The sequence below is a fragment of the Lysinibacillus antri genome, assembly GCF_003977595.1.
Lineage (GTDB): Bacteria > Bacillota > Bacilli > Bacillales_A > Planococcaceae > Ureibacillus > Ureibacillus antri.
On sequence record NZ_RYYR01000009.1, the window covers coordinates 121,335 to 139,156 of the forward strand.

General features: G+C 34.7%; 20 protein-coding genes. 14 read left to right on the forward strand and 6 right to left on the reverse strand.

Features of this window, described 5'->3' with window-relative positions; genetic code table 11:
- Positions 1–112: 112 nt before the first annotated feature.
- The gene (locus EK386_RS08695; RefSeq protein WP_126658772.1) at positions 113–817 is read left to right on the forward strand and encodes a DsbA family oxidoreductase; all 705 of its coding nucleotides are present in this window, start codon (positions 113–115) and stop codon (positions 815–817) included.
- A 137-nt stretch (positions 818–954) separates the two neighbouring features.
- Positions 955–1,593 carry an FMN-dependent NADH-azoreductase gene (locus tag EK386_RS08700; protein WP_126658773.1) on the forward strand — a complete coding sequence of 213 codons (639 nt, stop codon included), beginning with the start codon at positions 955–957 and terminating at the stop codon, positions 1,591–1,593.
- 57 nt (positions 1,594–1,650) lie between these two features.
- Here EK386_RS08700 and EK386_RS08705 read toward each other — a convergent pair whose 3' ends face one another.
- Both EK386_RS08705 and EK386_RS08710 read right to left on the reverse strand, forming a co-directional pair.
- Complete coding sequence (locus EK386_RS08705; protein WP_126658774.1) at positions 1,651–1,995, reverse strand: DUF2500 domain-containing protein; 345 nt, start codon at positions 1,993–1,995, stop codon at positions 1,651–1,653.
- Positions 1,996–2,238: 243 nt separating this feature from the next.
- The gene (locus EK386_RS08710; RefSeq protein WP_126658775.1) at positions 2,239–2,766 is read right to left on the reverse strand and encodes a YceI family protein; all 528 of its coding nucleotides are present in this window, start codon (positions 2,764–2,766) and stop codon (positions 2,239–2,241) included.
- A 190-nt stretch (positions 2,767–2,956) separates the two neighbouring features.
- Here EK386_RS08710 and EK386_RS08715 point away from each other — a divergent pair, with 190 nt between their 5' ends.
- The 9 genes from EK386_RS08715 (at position 2,957) to EK386_RS20430 (ending at position 9,076) form a co-directional block, all read left to right on the forward strand.
- On the forward strand, positions 2,957–3,265 hold the full coding sequence (locus EK386_RS08715; protein WP_126658776.1) for a winged helix-turn-helix transcriptional regulator: 309 nt from the start codon (positions 2,957–2,959) through the stop codon (positions 3,263–3,265).
- Between the two features lie 76 nt (positions 3,266–3,341).
- Complete coding sequence (murB, locus tag EK386_RS08720) at positions 3,342–4,262, forward strand: UDP-N-acetylmuramate dehydrogenase (protein WP_126658777.1); 921 nt, start codon at positions 3,342–3,344, stop codon at positions 4,260–4,262.
- Between the two features lie 67 nt (positions 4,263–4,329).
- Positions 4,330–5,088, forward strand: a complete 759-nt coding sequence (locus EK386_RS08725; protein ID WP_126658778.1) for an exodeoxyribonuclease III — start codon at positions 4,330–4,332, stop codon at positions 5,086–5,088.
- A gap of 128 nt (positions 5,089–5,216) precedes the next feature.
- A complete protein-coding gene (locus EK386_RS08730) occupies positions 5,217–5,498 on the forward strand; it encodes a late competence development ComFB family protein (RefSeq protein ID WP_126658779.1) in 282 nt (93 codons plus the stop codon).
- A gap of 167 nt (positions 5,499–5,665) precedes the next feature.
- Complete coding sequence (mntR, locus tag EK386_RS08735; RefSeq protein ID WP_126658780.1) at positions 5,666–6,076, forward strand: transcriptional regulator MntR; 411 nt, start codon at positions 5,666–5,668, stop codon at positions 6,074–6,076.
- Positions 6,077–6,109: 33 nt separating this feature from the next.
- On the forward strand, positions 6,110–6,964 hold the full coding sequence (locus EK386_RS08740; RefSeq protein WP_126658781.1) for a CvfB family protein: 855 nt from the start codon (positions 6,110–6,112) through the stop codon (positions 6,962–6,964).
- Positions 6,965–7,060: 96 nt separating this feature from the next.
- Positions 7,061–7,972 carry a DUF1002 domain-containing protein gene (locus tag EK386_RS08745; RefSeq protein WP_126658782.1) on the forward strand — a complete coding sequence of 304 codons (912 nt, stop codon included), beginning with the start codon at positions 7,061–7,063 and terminating at the stop codon, positions 7,970–7,972.
- Between the two features lie 74 nt (positions 7,973–8,046).
- Positions 8,047–8,328 carry a GNAT family N-acetyltransferase gene (locus EK386_RS08750; RefSeq protein ID WP_126658783.1) on the forward strand — a complete coding sequence of 94 codons (282 nt, stop codon included), beginning with the start codon at positions 8,047–8,049 and terminating at the stop codon, positions 8,326–8,328.
- 451 nt (positions 8,329–8,779) lie between these two features.
- Positions 8,780–9,076 carry a YbyB family protein gene (locus EK386_RS20430; RefSeq protein ID WP_246027628.1) on the forward strand — a complete coding sequence of 99 codons (297 nt, stop codon included), beginning with the start codon at positions 8,780–8,782 and terminating at the stop codon, positions 9,074–9,076.
- A 35-nt stretch (positions 9,077–9,111) separates the two neighbouring features.
- Here the strand turns inward: EK386_RS20430 and EK386_RS08760 are convergent, their stop codons facing one another.
- From EK386_RS08760 to EK386_RS08770, 3 genes are all read right to left on the reverse strand, one after another.
- Positions 9,112–10,260, reverse strand: coding sequence for an MFS transporter (locus EK386_RS08760; protein WP_126658784.1), 1,149 nt, complete (start codon positions 10,258–10,260; stop codon positions 9,112–9,114).
- 138 nt (positions 10,261–10,398) lie between these two features.
- Positions 10,399–11,919 carry a succinyl-CoA:acetate CoA-transferase ScpC gene (gene scpC / locus EK386_RS08765; protein ID WP_126658785.1) on the reverse strand — a complete coding sequence of 507 codons (1,521 nt, stop codon included), beginning with the start codon at positions 11,917–11,919 and terminating at the stop codon, positions 10,399–10,401.
- 302 nt (positions 11,920–12,221) lie between these two features.
- A complete protein-coding gene (locus tag EK386_RS08770; protein WP_126658786.1) occupies positions 12,222–12,872 on the reverse strand; it encodes a LytTR family DNA-binding domain-containing protein in 651 nt (216 codons plus the stop codon).
- A 638-nt stretch (positions 12,873–13,510) separates the two neighbouring features.
- On the opposite strand from EK386_RS08770, the gene EK386_RS08775 reads away from it, so the two are divergent.
- From EK386_RS08775 to EK386_RS08785, 3 genes are all read left to right on the forward strand, one after another.
- Positions 13,511–14,305, forward strand: coding sequence for a helix-turn-helix transcriptional regulator (locus EK386_RS08775; RefSeq protein WP_126658787.1), 795 nt, complete (start codon positions 13,511–13,513; stop codon positions 14,303–14,305).
- A 146-nt stretch (positions 14,306–14,451) separates the two neighbouring features.
- Positions 14,452–15,216, forward strand: a complete 765-nt coding sequence (gene yidC / locus EK386_RS08780) for a membrane protein insertase YidC (protein ID WP_126658788.1) — start codon at positions 14,452–14,454, stop codon at positions 15,214–15,216.
- Between the two features lie 174 nt (positions 15,217–15,390).
- Positions 15,391–16,236 carry a M15 family metallopeptidase gene (locus EK386_RS08785; protein WP_126658789.1) on the forward strand — a complete coding sequence of 282 codons (846 nt, stop codon included), beginning with the start codon at positions 15,391–15,393 and terminating at the stop codon, positions 16,234–16,236.
- Positions 16,237–16,357: 121 nt separating this feature from the next.
- Here EK386_RS08785 and cls read toward each other — a convergent pair whose 3' ends face one another.
- Positions 16,358–17,815, reverse strand: coding sequence for a cardiolipin synthase (cls, locus tag EK386_RS08790; RefSeq protein ID WP_126658790.1), 1,458 nt, complete (start codon positions 17,813–17,815; stop codon positions 16,358–16,360).
- Positions 17,816–17,822: the final 7 nt, after the last annotated feature.

Below are 17,822 nucleotides of genomic sequence, written 5' to 3' on the forward strand. Positions count from 1 at the left end.
TGGTCTTTTCACCAAGTATTGGATAATTATGAGAACGGTATACACGCTAAAGCACATTTATTGTCTGATGAGCACTTGCCACGTAAAATGAAGGGAAAAGGAGGAGTCCTATATGAAAATTGAAGTATGGTCAGATTATGTTTGTCCATTTTGTTATATTGGAAAACGCCAGCTTGAAAAGGCGATAAAAGATTCAGGATACGAAGGACAGCTAGAAGTTGAATATAAAAGCTTTTTATTAGATCCAACAACACCTATAGATACAGAAGAACCAGTCTATTCTTCGTTAGCGAACAAATATGGTGTTACAGAAGAGCGTGCAAAAGAAATGACAAAGGGTGTAGCTGAACGAGCAAAAGAAGTGGGACTTGAATATGATTTCGATAACATGAAAAATGCAAACACTGTGGCAGCACATCGATTGGCAAAATGGGCGGCTACAAAAGGTAAAGGGGCACAAATGAGTGAAAGACTTCTTCAAGCCTACTTTTTAGAAGGTGTGGCCATTGGAAAGCATGAAGAATTATTAAAATTAGTCGAGAATATTGGACTAAATACTGCTGAAGCACAGGATATTTTAAATGGTGAACAGTTCGCCGATGAAGTAGAGCGTGACATTTACGAAGCTCAAAATATAGGGGTGCGCGGTGTTCCATTTTTTGTTTTCGATAATAAATATGGAATTTCAGGAGCTCAACCACAACAGCTTTTTGAACAAACGATTGCACAAGCTGCCAATGAAGCGGGCTTGAAACCAAAGCTGAAAATGATTGGAGATGAAGGGGAAGCTTGTTCAGATGGACAATGTGATTTGTAATTGTTCACCAAAAGAATGTTGAAATTCAGTCGAAAGTATGAGGCTTGTTTTCTTGAAATACTATTTTAACTCCTATAAGATAACATTATGTCTTGAAATCAAGATATATAAAGTTGAACTAAAGGAGTTAACATATAATGACAAATGTATTAGTAATTAAAGCAAATAACCGACCAGATGGAGTTTCAACGCAAATGTTTGAAACATTCGTTGAAGAAACAAAAAATGTAAATGGCCTTAATGTAACTACTTACGATGTATATGAAGAGGATACACCGTATTTTGGTCAAGATTTATTTAATGCTTTTGGAAAAGTACAAAGTGGTGAAGAATTAACAGATCTTGAATCTCGTTTACTTGCTGCAAAACAAAAAGCAATGGATGCTATTACAGCGGCTGACATCGTAGTACTTGCTTTCCCAATGTGGAACTTAACAATTCCAGCAAAACTACACACGTTCATTGACTATATTTATCAAGCTGGGTTCATGTTTAAATACACTCCAGAAGGGCAAGCAGTACAATTAATGACAGATAAGAAATTCGTTGTATTAAATGCTCGTGGAGGAATTTACTCAACACCTGAAGCACAACCAATGGAAATGGCAGTAAACTACATTAAAAACGTTTTCGGTGGCGTAGCAGGTATGGAACTTTTTGATGAAGTTGTAATTGAAGGACATAATGCTAATGCAGACAAAGCGCAAGAAATTATTGCAGAAGGTATGGAACGTGTTAAAGCATCAGCACATAAACTAGCAAAAGTAACAGCATAACTTATTTAACAACCCGACGTATAAATATGTCGGGTTGAATTTTTTAAAATAATAGTATTAATATTTTCGTTCGAAAGTGATGAAACGTGTACCTTGAAATGTTAGTAGTCCTAAATCATCCTCTGCCAAAAGCCCATATTGCTCGCCCGCAATCTGAAATTCCATTCGATCGCCGCTTTCTACTTCAAAAGTAGTATAATATGTTGTTCTCGTATGATCGCCAAAGACACTCGTACGTTTCGTAACGACTTTTGCAGGTACAGTCAGGGTAGGAGAAGCATTATTTTTAGCCCCTTGCTTAATAGATGAAAAAATCATATGTAAAACTGTACCAATTACAATAATAAAAATAACTCCAATAAATATTGGCACAAAGTTAAATAGCAAATCCCCGAAGAACATTGCATAAAACCTCCTTTTATTGTTTGTATATGACGCATTCTAATTGTCGAAATGAATAGTTCGTTCTGTCAGTTCATAAAATTTTTGAAGTAAGAAGAAAAACACAGTTAATCGAAGTTATGGTAGTTGGTTTTAATTCTATTAATGATATATACGAATGAAAGATGCGATGGTTACAAGTAATTTACAAACTAAAATAAAAAAAATCTAACTTATTAAAAAGTTAGATTCATAGAGTAATCGTTATATAGGGTAAAGTTGAAAATCAATTGTAACGTCAACATTTTCACTAATTAATAATCCACCAGATTCAAGTACCGCATTATACAGTAGCCTAAACTCTTTTCGATTTATACGGGTCGATGCAGAAAATGCGTATGTATCTTGCCCCCAGGGACTTTGCACGTGGCCATTATAGGTTGCTTGAAAGGTAATCGGTTTCATTACATCTTTTATTGTTAAGTTCCCTATTATATTATAGTTTTGATCGTTTATTTTACTAATAGTAGTCGCTACAAAATTGATTTTAGGATATTTATCTGCATGGAAAAAATCGGCGGAAACTAAATGGTTATCCCGAGCTTGATCTTTCGTTGAAATACTGGCAACATCAATTTCTATCGCTATTTTTGCAGTTGTTAAGTCTTCTAATGTGTCAGCTTCAATTACTGCTGAGTAGGAATCAAATACTCCTTTTACATTGGTTATCATCATATGTTTGACAGAAAATGTTATAGATGAGTGAGAGAAATCAATTGAATACTTAACCATAGATACACCCCAACTTTTTCTACTTTATTACTAAATAATAGCTGAAATTGAATAAGTGTACAATCGGTGTAAATAATAAATATTAAAGTTAGTGTCAGTTACTTTTTGTAACTTGATTTAAAATGGTACACTATAATGAGAACTTAAATTCTACCCAATAGACAAATGGAGAAAACAGGGGTGAAAAGTAGTGAAAGAAACGAAATTATGCCCTCGACTTTCAAAAGCAATGGAGCTATTAGGAAAGCGATGGACTACATTAATTTTATATCAATTGTTAGATGGCCCCCAACGTTTTAATGAGATTGAGTCAGCCTTGCCGGTAAGTGGTCGTTTACTCTCCGAACGGTTAAAAGAGTTAGAGAAAGAAGAGATTGTTCAACGGAAAGTGTACGCGGATGTTCCTGTGCGTGTGGAATATTCCCTCACTGAAAAGGGGAGTGCCTTAGAAGGGGCAATACGCGAAGTTGAAAATTGGTCACAAACATGGATAAAATAGTAATTTAAAATCTCTTGTCAAAAAGCGTTGTATTACCGATACTAAGAAGTATGACTTTAGAAAGGATTTTGCTTTTATGACAACACAAAGATGGGCAAATGACTTAGCCCAAATCGTTAATCCTAATAATATAAAATTAAATGAATCGTTAAAAAAATATACGATGACGAAACTGGGCGGAAACGCGGATATATTCGTCTTACCTGAAACAGAGGAAGAAGCAACGGCCATCGTGAAATATGCACACGAGCAGAATATACCTATTTTAATGTTAGGTAACGGATCGAACATGGTTGTGCGGGATGGGGGCGTTCGAGGGATTGTAATTTGCTTCCAGAAGCTAGATGAAATCCGAGTAGACGTCAATCAAATATACGCTCAAAGTGGTGCCCTAGTAATAAATGTATCCAAACTAGCAGCGATAAATGGGTTAACTGGTTTTGAATTTGCGTGTGGTATACCAGGTTCAGTTGGTGGTGCTATGGCGATGAATGCTGGAGCATATGGTGGTGAGATTAAAGATATTATTATCGATTGTACGGTACTAACAAAAGAAGGTGAGCGAATCGTCTTAACAAAAGATGAACTCGAATTAGAATATCGCAAAAGTATCATCGCAAAGAAAGAGTATTTCGTGTTATCGTCAAGATTCCAACTTGAACAAGGAATCCAAGAAGAGATTGATGCGAAAATTGCAGATTTAACTTTTAAGCGAGAATCTAAACAACCATTAGAGTATCCGTCAGCAGGAAGTGTCTTTAAACGTCCGCCAGGCTACTTTGCTGGAAAACTAATTCAAGACAGTGGCCTTCAAGGAAAAGGCGTGGGGGATGCAGAGGTATCAACGAAACACGCTGGATTTATTATTAATAAAGGAAATGCAACTGCTACAGATTATATCGAAACAATTAAAATGGTACAAAATGTTGTGAAAGATAAATTTGGAGTAGAATTAGAACTTGAAGTGAAAATTGTTGGGGAAGACTTGACAACCTAACAGATGGAAAAAAGCGCCTTTTTCACAAGAAAGGCGCTTTCTATCGTAGTAGAAAGGGATTAAACAAATGAAATTCATATCATGGAATGTCAACGGAATTAGAGCATGTATAAAAAAAGGTTTCCTAGATTATTTTAATGAAATGGATGCGGACTTTTTTTGTATTCAAGAAACAAAATGCCAAGCAGGTCAAGTAGAATTACAATTAGATGGATATTTTCAGTATTGGAACTTCGCCGAAAAAAAAGGATACTCTGGTACAGCCATCTTCACGAAGCATGAACCTCTTACTATTAAATACGGTGTAGGTGATGCAGAGTCAGAGGATGAAGGACGAATTATTACATTAGAATACAAGGACTTTTATTTAGTTAATGTATATACACCCAACTCGCAGCGAGATTTAGCTCGTCTACCAAAAAGATTGAAGTGGGAAGAAAACTTATTCCATTACCTAAAGACACTTGATCTCAAAAAACCTGTTATTTATTGTGGCGATTTAAACGTTGCCCATGAAGAAGTGGACTTGAAGAATGCAAAATCAAATATTGGAAATTCAGGATTTACATATGAAGAGCGAGGAAAAATGACTGAACTACTGCAATCAGGATTTACCGATACGTTCCGCTATTTCAACCCAGAAAGAACAGATGCCTATACATGGTGGAGTTATATGAACAAGGTACGTGAGCGAAATATCGGGTGGAGGATTGACTATTTCATTGTGTCTAATCGACTAATCGAAACGATTAAAGCAACAGACATCCATTCTCATGTATTAGGTAGTGATCATTGTCCCATCCTCTTAGAGTTATCTAAAAGCTAATAAGTAAAATATTCTAAGTTCCAAGAAAGATTGACAACTCAATAAATGGACTATAATCTCTAATAAAACAGTTATTTTGTAGAATAAAGTAGAAATAATAGAATGAAATGAGGGGTGATGAGCACACAATGACAGAGCCGATATTAGTAAATGTAACAGAAGAAATTGTATCCGGCCTAGTGAGGTTTTTATTACACGGTACAGACTACCAAACTTTTTGTCATTGTAACTACTGCGAAACAGAAATTACTGCGGATGTATTAAATAAATTACCAACATATTATGTAGCAAATAATGAGGCAAGAAATGAAGCCTTTAAACAATTAAAATCCCCAGAAAATATTGAAAAAATCAATCGTGAAATCATATTATCAATTTATGCAGTTGGGAAAAATAAAAATCATGCGTAATGTCCAATCAGTCTTTAATGACTAATTGGATATTTTTTTGGAAATAGAAAAGTTTAAAATTTGAAGCTGAGCGAACGCCTTTCGCATTTCGATATTGTTTTAAGTTACCTTTTTAGGTGTGTTGTAGTAAAATTAGTAATGACATTTTGAAAGTGAGGAGACTTGTTATGCCAACACCTAGTATGGAGGACCATATCGAGCAAATTTATTTATTAATACAAAGTAAAGGATATGCAAGGGTGTCTGACATAGCTGAAGCATTATCAGTTCTTCCTTCCTCCGTAACAAAAATGGTGCAAAAGTTAGATAAAGACGGATATTTAGTATATGAAAAATATAGAGGGCTTACACTAACATCAAAAGGTGAAAAGCTAGGGGAACGTCTAGTAAGAAGACATGAGTTACTAGAGCAATTTTTACGCCTTATTGGAGTAGATGAAGGACGAATATATGAAGATGTAGAGGGGATTGAACACCACTTAAGCTGGAATTCAATTGACCGCATAGCGGATTTAGTACAATTATTAGAAGAAGATCAAACAATTTTAAAGAAACTTGAAACATTGAAAGAACAATAAATGACATTAGGCAAGCAGAAAGGATCGACGAAATTGAACGAACTTAAATCAGGCCAAATAGTTGAATTAACTGTACTGGAAGAGCAAGGTTCTAGATGGATTTTAACAAACGGCGTATTAGAAATCCCTTTAAACAGTTCCGATGTACAAGAAAAACTAACGATAGGTGAGAGGCTAAAAGTATTCCTTTATGCAGATCGACGTGGTAACTTACAAGCAACAACGGTTATACCAGAAATTTTACAAGGTGAATATGGTTGGGCTCGCGTTATTAAAGTCTCAAATGAGGGGGCTTTCGTTGATATCGGTTCAACAAGAGAAGTACTAGTTGTGGCTGAAGATTTACCACCACTAAAAGAAGTATGGCCACAAGTAGGAGACCATTTATTTATTACACTACGCACAGATCGTAATGGTGACTTATTTGGACGATTAGTAACAGAGGAAAAGGTAAATGAGCTATATGAAGGTGCGTTTGAAGAGCTGCACAATAAAAATATTAAAGCTCGTGCGTATCGCTTATTGCCAGTAGGTTCCTTTTTATTAGGCATTGAAAATCCATACCGTATTTTTGTACACAACTCCGAAATGACAGCAGAACCAAGGCTAGGACAAGAAGTGAGCGTTCGTGTTATTGCAGTAAAGGATGATGGCTCATTAAATGGTTCGTTACTTCCAAGAAAACATGAACGACTTGGGAAAGATGCAGAACAAATTCTCGCCTACCTTCAAAGTGTTGGAGGTAAGATGCCTTTTGGAGATAAATCTTCACCTGAAGAAATTACAGAAATGTTCCAAATGAGTAAAGGCGCTTTCAAACGTGCTTTAGGGACATTAATGAAAGAAAAAAGAATTAAACAAGAAAATGGTTGGACAGAAATACTTTAAGCAAAAAAAGTAAAAGGGCAATATGGAACCTTTTACTTTTTTTAACGTACTAATTTTAGAGTAAGGCTTAGAAGTAATATGAAAGGGGAGTAGATTATGAAACATAAATGGCTTTCTATAATAACCGTATTTGCATTGATGATCTCAATAATTATTCCTACAAGTGCATCAGCTACTACGAATAATGTCAACGCAATAAATGAAAAACTAGGTGTACCGATTGTTGTTTATGGAGCAAATTTGTCTGAGGAAGAACGAGCAACTGTAAAAGAAGCATTGCAAGTTTCTAAAGAAGCAGAAATAGATGAAATTACAGTTTCAGGGGACGACCTAATCAAATACATTAAAGATAGTAATGCAAGTTCACGCATGTATTCTTCAGCTAAAATTACGCGACAAGAAGCCGGAAAAGGACTTGTCATCAGCATTGTGACACCAGAAAATATAACAGAAGTAACTTCAGAAGTGTATGCTAATGCAATGCTTACAGCGGGAATTGAAGATGCAAAAGTAGAAATCGCAGCACCTAAACCTGTAACAGGTCACTCTGCTTTAGTAGGGATTTATAAAGCATACGAAGTAAAAACAGGGGAAACATTAGATATTGAACGAACAGATGTAGCCAATGATGAACTTTCCATTGCAACACAAATTGCGCAAAACGCTAATATTAGCGATGAACAAATAGCAGAACTGTTAACGAGCATTAAACAAAAAATCTCTGAAATGGACCCTGCTACAAAAGAAGAAGTTGCTAAAATCGTGGAAGATCAATTAACTGCCTTAAATATTCAATTAAGCGACCAAGATCGACAACTCTTAATCGACTTAATGGATCGCATTAGTAATTTAGACATCGATTTTAATAAATTATCTGAGCAATTAACAGATTTAACAAAAGAGTTTGAAGAAAGATTTGGAGACGTTCTTCAAGATGAAGGGTTTTGGACGGGTGTAAAAAACTTCTTCAATAATTTAATTGATACGATCTCCTCATGGTTTAAATAATTGGAACAAGCGAGCAAATTAGTTAAGTTATGAACAATGCTATGTTATATTGAGAGCAAATGGGAGGGATGAACATGGAGTTTAAATTAGCTGAAAAAAGTCCAAATCACTTTTCATACGAGTATGAGCAAGAAGGAAAAAAACTAGCTGAAATTGAATGGAATTTGCGTGGAAATTTAATGGATATGACCCATACTTATGTTTCAGATGATTTGCGCGGGCAAGGGGTAGCTAAAAAACTACTAGATCAAGCTGCAGAGTATGCAAGGGAAAATAACTATAAAATGAATGCAATCTGTTCATATGTCATAGCGGCATTCGACAAAAGCAATGTATATGATGATGTGAAAGCATAGAATAAAGGCAATCAAGTTGAAATTTCAATTTTGATTGCCTTTTACTATTTTAAGTCTATTCTAATAAAAATGTGTGAAGGCAAAAATAAGCGTAGTTAGAACAGAGGATGCGGCAATGATGGATGTTACTTCCTTCCAATTGTAAGTATAATCATTTTTATTCATAAGTTCGTTCCTCCCTTTAATCGTTAATCCCGAATCCGAGTAATAATACTGTAGAATATTGGAGAAATATAATGAGAAATTAGTTGTTATGTCATTTTTTATGATATAATAGAAAATTTGCTATCATGAATAATTGGGTTGATATATAAGAATATTCAATAAATAGTAGAAATATGACCTTTTAATGTTAAAAAATTATTGGAGAAATATATACCAGCTTTAATTTGTTTTAAATTCTAATCAAATGGGGAAAAGTACGGCATACCGATTTATTGGAGGGATAAACATGGCAAAATTAAAAGGAAAAGGTGTAGTAGTTTCAGCATTGCTCGCGGGTGCAGCTTCTTATTTAAGTAAAAAGCAAAACCGAGAGAAATTAATGAATATGTTTCAAGGCTTGCAATCAAAAACAAGTTCGAAAACAGAGCATTCAAGTACAAAATATAACAACCTGACAGAAATTGCAGAAGCGGCTGCTGGTCCTACTTCAACAAAAATTCGCGAAAATAACTTCATTGCAGAGGGTGGGGGACAAACCGCACTCGCTTACTACAATGAGGACAATCAGCAAACAATTCATTAAATGTAAATAGTACGAAGAAGAAGTCGACAACTAGATTAGCGAGTTGTCGACTTCGTTTTTTTTATTAGCGTAATTAAAGCAAAGAGTAATAAAATCACCCCAGTTAAGAGAAAGCCACGCGAGATACTTAAGGATAACCAACCTAAGATAGAAGACCCGACCACAACGCCTAAAGAGAAGAACGCATAAAAATAGCCATATGCTTTACCTCTAGTAGCCTTAGTGGTTGAATCGATTAACAAGGAATTAATAGAAGGGAATAAAAAGCCAAAACCAATACCATAAGTAGCCATTGCGACGTATAGTAGAACAATGTCATTAGCGATACTTAATAGAAGTTGACTTCCCCCCATTAAAGCTATGCCTAGAGAAAGTGTGTAAATTGGCGTAACCCTATCAAAAATACGGTTAGTCGGAAGTAAAAATACTAACACTGCCACAACTCCAAAAGTACTTAATAAAGTGCCACTTACCTTTGCATCATAACTTAATGCTTCCACGTGTAAAGGAAGTAAATAGGCAATGACCCCTTGAGAAAACATTAAGAAAAAGGCTCCAGTCAAGGCCTTTATGACGCCTGTATGTAATAATAAATCGCTTATTTTAGAGGTAGGATTATGCTGTTTTACTTTGCGATTTGTATTAGTAGGAAATTTACTCAAAACAAAAATTGCTATGACGCCTAAAAGGAGCATAAAAATAGCTGTTATACTGAATACAAAAGGTACGGATGTACGACTAGCTAATATCCCACTGAATGCTGGGCCTGTGATGGCGGCAATTCCGACAAAAGCCCCTGATATGGCGCTACCTTTCCCACGTTCTTCTTTGTTAACAAGATTCGATAAATATGTAAACGCAGCTGGTACAATTAATCCTGCTACAAGCCCATGTAAAAATCGAACGACAAGTAATGATAGTGTGTCGTTAATCAAACCATAGGAGAAAAGAGATAATCCGGTTGTAAGGAGACCTATGATTAAAATAATGAACGGACCTTTTCGATCTGTCCAAATACCGGAGATGATATTGCCGAAAGTATTTGAAAAGGAATACATCCCAACCGCTAATCCTGTTACAAAAGAAGAGGTGCCTATTGATTCAGCAAACGTACTCATGATAGGCAATTGGGTGAATAAGTCAAAAAATGAAAAGAAAATAATTGCATATATAAAATACTTCAATATCCTCACTCCTAATGATAATTCCTCTCAATAAATAGTATAGCATTTAAAAGATATATTTGAATTATATCTTTTAGAAAAGGTAATGTGATAAATAAAAAACGGCAAAATCTGTATGATTTTGCCGTTTTAGAAACATTAAGCGTTCGAAGTTTCTTTTTTCATTGTTTTGTTTTTAGCAAGGTTTACATGCCAAGAAAGAGCTTCCTCTAAAATGTGAGGAGTTTGTGCATTACCAGTTGCTTCTACAGCACGGTTGTAGTAATCCCATAATTGCTCTTTGAACTCAGGGTGAGCACAGTTTTCAATAATTAAAGATACACGTTCTTTTGGAGCTAGTCCACGTAAGTCCGCAATACCTTGTTCAGTTACGATTACATCTACATCGTGTTCTGTATGGTCTACGTGAGATACCATTGGAACGATTGACGAAATAGCGCCACCTTTAGCGTATGATTTCGTTACAAAAATACCTAGACGAGCGTTACGAGCGAAGTCACCTGAACCGCCGATACCGTTCATCATTTTTGTACCTGAAACGTGAGTAGAGTTAACGTTACCATAAATATCTAACTCAAGAGCAGTGTTGATTGAGATTAAGCCTAAACGACGGATAAGCTCTGGGTGGTTAGAAATTTCTTGTGGACGTAAGCAAATTTTATCAGCATACGCTTCTAAGTTGCCGTATACTTTCTTTTGTAATTCTTCAGTAAGTGTAATAGAAGTTGCAGCTGCAAAGCGTACTTTACCAGCATCGATTAAGTTGAATACAGCATCTTGTAATACTTCTGAAGCTACAACTAAGTTTTCGAATTCTGAATCAGCAAAGCCGTCAAGTACCGCGTTTGCTACAGAACCTACACCAGATTGTAGAGGCATTAACTCATTTGTTAGGCGTCCAGCTTTAATTTCAGAGCGGAAGAAGTCTAATAAAAGGTTTGCCATTGTTTGTGTTTCCTCATCTGGAGGAACGATTAATGATGGCGCATCTGGCTCTTCAGATACTACGATTGCTTGAATTTTGTCTAAATCAACACGGATACCAATTTCACCAATACGTTGTTCAGCGTTTGTCATTGGAATTGGTTCACGTTGACCTTGTTCTGCTGGAATATAAATATCATGAATACCGATTAAACTTTCAGGGTGTGAAATGTTTAATTCGACAATAATGTTTTCGGCATATTGTGCGAAGATTGGTGAGTTACCAACAGAGTTTGTTGGAATGATTAATCCATCTTCAGTAATAGCAACTGCTTCTAAAATTAAGTGTTTGATTGGTCCGATAATACCTTGACGTACTAACTCAGCATTATGTGAAAGGTGAGCATCTACATAAGAAATTTCACCTTTGTTAATTAAACCGCGCATTACAGCGTCACCTTGGAAAGGACCACGCTTATTGATTACACCAGCAGCAGCTAAATAGTTGTCTACTTCAGGCCCTAAAGAAGCACCAGTATATACATCAATTTTTACTTGTTCATTTTTAGCTCTTTCTACTAATGCCATAGGAACTACTTTTGCATCCCCAGCACGAGTAAATCCTGACATAGCTACAACTGTACCATCTTCAATTAATGCAGCCGCTTCTTGTGCAGATACAACTTTATCTGCTAATTGTTTTAAACCTAAACGTTTCTCAACTCTTGGATCCATAAAAAAATCCTCCCCTAAAAAAATGATGGTTAAAGTAAAATAAGATAGAACTTTGTAGAATTTTCTATTAATTTAGTTGAATAATTTTTCAACCTGTATAAATTATAATATCACCAAATTGTCACACATTCTTTATGTAATGCATGAAAGTGCTTAAAAAACGCATAAGCGACAAGAAAACGTAATATAAGATAATATTCGGGTTTTAGTAACGGAAAAATGGATTCGACAAAGTGAATAAAAATACAAAACGACCTTCCTAAATGGCAGGAAGGTCGTCTGGATTATTATTTATTTAATAGTTAAAAGCCTAATGAACGACGGAAGTAGCTTGCATATCTTTGACTTACAGGAATTCTCGTACCGTCTTTCATAATTAATAAAAATGTTGAGTGTGAATCAGGTTGAATTTCTTGAATAAAATCAATGTTCACAATATAAGAACGATGGCATCGAATAAAAGAATCCGGTGCTAAAAATAATTCTAAATCACTTAAATTTAAACGATGATAGCCTTCACGGTTCATAGTTTTTACAAATGTTTTGCGAAGCTGGGTTTCAAGATAAATTACTTGATTATGTTTAATTGGATACCAGCAATCATCTATTTTAATTGTAATGTAATTTGTTAAAAATGGTGATGGCTTTTGCGGGAAGATAGCAGTAACTGCACCTTTTGTTTCTCCTTCTTCAATTAAAGGAATACTCATACCGTAATAAGGGACACCGAAAACATCAGATTCAATGTAAGTATTAATCTTTTGTCCGTATGTAAGAGCTTGATGAGCTGCAGATCCTTCTTTTACCGGGTCACCAGGTTTAATTTTTAGATCTACTTTTTTACTAGGTTGATAATACAGATATTCATTTGTATCTGAAATAGCAATTGACGTATTCTCAGGGAAGAAATCTTTTATGACATCCATAATTTCTTCAATTTGCTTTGGATCCACTATTTACACCTCATTTTTATATACATTTCATTATATATTGTTATTTTACTACATATTTATATAAATGAAATAGAGAAGATTGCGGGATAATTAAAGAATTTTAAGTTAGTAAGAAATTATTTTTCTTTTTTTTGTCACTTTTTTAGTTTTCATGTTTAAAATAGTGTACCTTATAGTTATATACATATACATTCTTTAGAATAAAAATAAAGTAAAATGCATTTTCACAGTGAAAAAGTTAGTAACACGCTCTTAAAACTATGACCTTAAAATGAGTTGAAAAAAAATGAAATTATGGTAATATTCACTTTAGTTGAAAGTAATTAATTCTTTATTCTCATTTATCTATTAATAAATAACCACATATTAGCATATCATACTCAATAAGTCATGGGTTGCCTGGCATGAAAATTTATTGTGAATTAATATACATAGTTTAGCATTCAAATGGACTCCCATTATCTATAAGAGACGCATAAAAAGAGACATCAAGGGAGTTTAATAGCTGAATGAAATAACAGCCTGGCGTTTTTAAACTCGTACAATTTAAAAATGCGCCAAGGTAGGATAGTAGATGTTCGTTATTGTTATAAAAAACAATTATGCGATTTGCATTCTGAAGAAAGATGGGATAATCTATGCAACTACACCAACATTCAATTTCTGAAACAATTTCTAAAAGGTACTTTCAAGAAATTGATAGCATAAACCAATATAACGGGATTGAGGATTTTTTTAATATTGAATCCAAGCTGTTATTTGAGATCTTTCACTTAGAGGCAACAAAAGCGAAAAAATCATTACATGAAATTATTGATATTCTTTCAATACGTTTCGGTAAACAGGTAATTAAAGTAGTACGTAATTATTTTGTAATTTTATCGTCAATTGTTGCTCGTAAGTTATTAGATAACCAAGTACCTTCTAAGAAAGCGTTTGCGTTTAATTTGGCTTGTGCTGATATGATTGAAAATAAGATGAAGGATGCAGAATTCATCCAGTTTGCGGATGACTTAGTAGACTTTTACGTTTATTTTATTGCAGACCGTAAACAACCTACATTCCGCCATCAAACAGTAAATAAAGTAATTATGTACATAAACGATGAACTTGAAAATGATCTAACAGTAGAGAGCATCGCGCAAAAATTCCATATAAGTACTAGTCATCTTTCTCGTATATTTAGAGAACATGTTGGGATCACTCTAGTAGAGTATTTAAACGTGCGCAGAGTTGAAGAATCTCAATATTATTTAAGACATACAAACAAAAGTATTACATCCATTTCGGAACAATTCCATTTTTGTAACCAAAGTTATTTCACAAGAATATTTAAGAAGTATACAGGCGTTACACCGAAACATTTCAGAGATGAATTACATCATGAGTTTTATCGATTTGAAATTCCAGAAATTGATTTAGAAAAAGTATAGGCAAAAATTCGATACAGTTGGCAAGGAATTGCCAGCTGTATTTCATTTCAGAAGAAGTTTAAGTGTATATAATGGCATCTGCTAATTGATATTCACATTTCCTTTACTGTATACTTCGACTTAGAAACTGTTTAGTAGGTGGAAAAATGAAAAAGCTACAACTCTTTTCAATGTTAGGTCTAATGGTGCTTGTGCTCTCAGGATGCCAAGCGGTTGAAAATCAAGAAGGATTTTTTTATGGTACATTTGTTAAACCAATGGACTGGCTACTAGATTCATTAGGTAATAACATATTTAACGGAAGTTATGGTTTAGCAATTATTGCAATTACAGTGTTTATACGATTGATTTTAATGCCGTTTATGTTAAAAAACTATCGCCAACAATCGAGAATGAAAGCAAAAATGGATGTTGTTAAACCGAAAATGGACGAGATCCAACAACGATTGAAGGAAGCAAAGACAAAAGAAGAACAAATGGCTATTCAGCAAGAGATGCTAACGCTATATCGTGAAAATGGGATTAATCCACTGAATATGGGATGTTTACCAATTGTTATTCAAACGCCAATTATCATGGGGTTATATTTTGCCATCCTTTACTCAGGGGATGTTAAAAGCCATGAATTTTTATGGTTTAATTTAGGCTCTCCTGATATTATAATGACGGCTATCGCAGGTATTGTTTATTTCATTCAAGCAAAAGTTTCGTTATGGACAGTTCCAGAAGCTCAAAAAGCGCAAATGAAATTAATGATTTACATTTCGCCAATTATGATTGTGTTCATTTCCTTCTCGTCTATGGCGGCACTTCCACTTTATTGGTCAGTGAGTGGTTTGTTACTTATTGCGCAAACTTATATTGGACGAAAATATTACTCAGAACATCCAGAAGCGAGTCAATCAAAATAATAAAACGGACAATACGCCGAGGTCGAATGTGCCTCGGTTTTTCTTATTGCCTTTTGGTTGGTGTAGCATACAGAATTTTTGAGAATATTAGTCGAAAATTGAATGGATAAATAAAGCGAAATAAATTAAAGAATGCTAAAATAAAAGCATTGTATAGGAAAGAGGCAATGTGGCATGAAGCGATCTAAATATCTCGATAATCAAAAAAAATCAAACAAAGGTAAGTTCATCTTTGGAGGAATTGTTGTAGTAATTATCCTCGTAGTTATTTATTTTTTAGTAAGCGGTAATAATACTTCTGAAAGCAGTAAAGACGAACCTGAACAAACATCTGAGCCAAAAACAGAAGAACCGTCTGAAGGTGAAGAAAACGTGCAGGAAGATCCAAAGGAAAACGTAGAAAATCCGAGTGTCTCAACCGAGGAACCAAAAGGAAATGCAGTACCAAATGAAGGGGTAACAAATGGTGGCTACATCGAAGGACAATCTTTACCGACCGAGCCAACATATGTGAATAACGTGTTAATTGCAAATAAAAAATATCCACTTCCACGCGACTTTGACCCTGGGGAAGATCCAACGGCACGTACAGCATTCGATCAAATGGCACAAGATGCAAGAACGGCTGGTTTTGAAATAGTTGCTTTTAGTACATATCGTTCCTATGAGTATCAAGAAACTATCTATAATAATTACGTAAGTCGTGATGGAAAAGAAAATGCAGATCGCTATAGTGCAAGACCTGGTTACTCAGAACATCAAACCGGTTTAGCATTTGATATCGGAGAAAAAGATAAAAAAGATTTGTGGTTAACAGAACAATTTGGCGAGACTCCGGCGGGTAAATGGCTTGCTGATAATGCACATAAATATGGGTTTATTTTACGATATCCAAAAGGCAAAGAAGCCATTACAGGGTATATGTATGAGTCATGGCATTTCCGTTATTTAGGCGTCGATTTAGCTACAGAAGTAAAAGCATCCAATTTAACATTAGAAGAATATTTAAAGATACAATAAAAGGATGGTGTGCATTTTTGCACACCATCCTTTTTCTAAAAAAGATAAGAAAGTATAAAATTTTAGACTTAGGACAGTGTCTAGTTTCAGCGCCCTAGTCCCTCGGAAACTTCCACTTTTCTTACAAAATTGGTGTTAGTAATCGGGATATAGATTCTTTAAACTTAATGAGTCCAGAACGATTTTCATATTTTTCTGTCGTTAATTCTGTACAATCTTGAATATCCTTTTCAAAAACTTCTGCTAACTCATGAGAAATGAATGGATCGTAAATAAACGCATTGACCTCAAAATTTAAACTAAAGCTTCGTACATCAATATTAGCTGTACCTACAGTAGAGGCTTCATCGTCAATAACAATTGTTTTTGCATGAATGAATCCTTTTTCATAAATATAAATTCGTGCCCCTGCTTTTAGTAACTGACCAACATAAGAATAAGTTGCCCAATAGACAAACATATGATCAGGTTTATTAGGAACCATGATACGAACATCGATACCAGATAGGGCAGCAATTTCAATAGCCGTTAAAAAGCTATTATCAGGAATAAAATAAGGGGTTTGAATATAAATATATCGCTTTGCATTCATCAATAATTTTAAATAGCCATTTTTAATGGTAGGCCATTCTGTATCAGGACCACTCGATACAATTTGCATTGCTACATTCCCTTTTTTAGGGATAGCAGGAAAGTAGCTTTCCGAGTAGTCAATATTATTTTCACTCGCTTGGTTCCAATCAAGCAAAAATCGCGTTTGTAGAGGGTGTACAGAACTTCCTTCAACTCGAATATGTGTATCTCGCCAGTAACCGAACTTTTTATTTAACCCTAAATATTCATCTCCTACATTAAAGCCACCAATATAACCAATTCTTCCATCAATCACAACGATTTTACGATGATTTCTAAAATTTAAACGAGGATTCAGTAATGGAAGAATAGACGGAAAGAATACTTCTACCTCTCCCCCTAAATTTTGTAGCTCCTTAAAGTGCCTTTTCTTTAACCCACGAGAACCCATTTCATCATAAAGTACGCGAATTTTCACGCCTTGTTTTGCTTTTTTCTTCAGAATGGAGTAAATTCGGTCCCCAAGGTTATCGAGTTTGAAAATATAGTACTGAATGTGAACATGATCTTTCGCGTTTGAAATATCTTCAATCAATGCTTCGAACTTTTTTGTACCATCGTCAAAAATTTGCACGTCGTTATCTTGCGTAAGAACAGCATCACTTGTACTTAAATTCATGTGAATGAGGCTTTTGTACTTTTCTACTGTATCTGTATTAAAATCCAACGTGTTATTATCCAATGCTTCAATCTGGTAACAAATTAACTTATCAATGCCGATATCTTTTTGTCCTTCCCATCGAAAAAGATGTTTTTTTCGCATTTGTCTACCTAATAACAGATAAAGGATGAAGCCGAAAAGTGGAATGAAAAATAAAACGAGAATCCAAGCCCAAGTGGAAGAAGGGTCTTTGCGTTCTAAAAAGATAACAGTAATTGCGAAAATAATATTTAAAATTAGGATCATTATCGGGAAAAAAGTTATGGTACCAAACAAGAGGTTCATTGAAATG

Excerpts from the sequence above, each read along its gene's own strand:
- EK386_RS08695 (WP_126658772.1), top strand. The coding sequence starts at position 113 with ATGAAAATTGAAGTATGGTCAGATTATGTTTGTCCATTTTGTTATATT.
- EK386_RS08700 (WP_126658773.1), top strand. The coding sequence starts at position 955 with ATGACAAATGTATTAGTAATTAAAGCAAATAACCGACCAGATGGAGTT.
- EK386_RS08705 (WP_126658774.1), bottom strand. The coding sequence starts at position 1,995 with ATGTTCTTCGGGGATTTGCTATTTAACTTTGTGCCAATATTTATTGGA.
- EK386_RS08710 (WP_126658775.1), bottom strand. The coding sequence starts at position 2,766 with ATGGTTAAGTATTCAATTGATTTCTCTCACTCATCTATAACATTTTCT.
- murB (WP_126658777.1), top strand. The coding sequence starts at position 3,342 with ATGACAACACAAAGATGGGCAAATGACTTAGCCCAAATCGTTAATCCT.
- EK386_RS08725 (WP_126658778.1), top strand. The coding sequence starts at position 4,330 with ATGAAATTCATATCATGGAATGTCAACGGAATTAGAGCATGTATAAAA.
- EK386_RS08730 (WP_126658779.1), top strand. The coding sequence starts at position 5,217 with ATGACAGAGCCGATATTAGTAAATGTAACAGAAGAAATTGTATCCGGC.
- mntR (WP_126658780.1), top strand. The coding sequence starts at position 5,666 with ATGCCAACACCTAGTATGGAGGACCATATCGAGCAAATTTATTTATTA.
- EK386_RS08745 (WP_126658782.1), top strand. The coding sequence starts at position 7,061 with ATGAAACATAAATGGCTTTCTATAATAACCGTATTTGCATTGATGATC.
- EK386_RS08750 (WP_126658783.1), top strand. The coding sequence starts at position 8,047 with ATGGAGTTTAAATTAGCTGAAAAAAGTCCAAATCACTTTTCATACGAG.
- EK386_RS20430 (WP_246027628.1), top strand. The coding sequence starts at position 8,780 with ATGGCAAAATTAAAAGGAAAAGGTGTAGTAGTTTCAGCATTGCTCGCG.
- scpC (WP_126658785.1), bottom strand. The coding sequence starts at position 11,919 with ATGGATCCAAGAGTTGAGAAACGTTTAGGTTTAAAACAATTAGCAGAT.
- EK386_RS08775 (WP_126658787.1), top strand. The coding sequence starts at position 13,511 with ATGCAACTACACCAACATTCAATTTCTGAAACAATTTCTAAAAGGTAC.
- yidC (WP_126658788.1), top strand. The coding sequence starts at position 14,452 with ATGAAAAAGCTACAACTCTTTTCAATGTTAGGTCTAATGGTGCTTGTG.
- EK386_RS08785 (WP_126658789.1), top strand. The coding sequence starts at position 15,391 with ATGAAGCGATCTAAATATCTCGATAATCAAAAAAAATCAAACAAAGGT.
- cls (WP_126658790.1), bottom strand. The coding sequence starts at position 17,815 with ATGAACCTCTTGTTTGGTACCATAACTTTTTTCCCGATAATGATCCTA.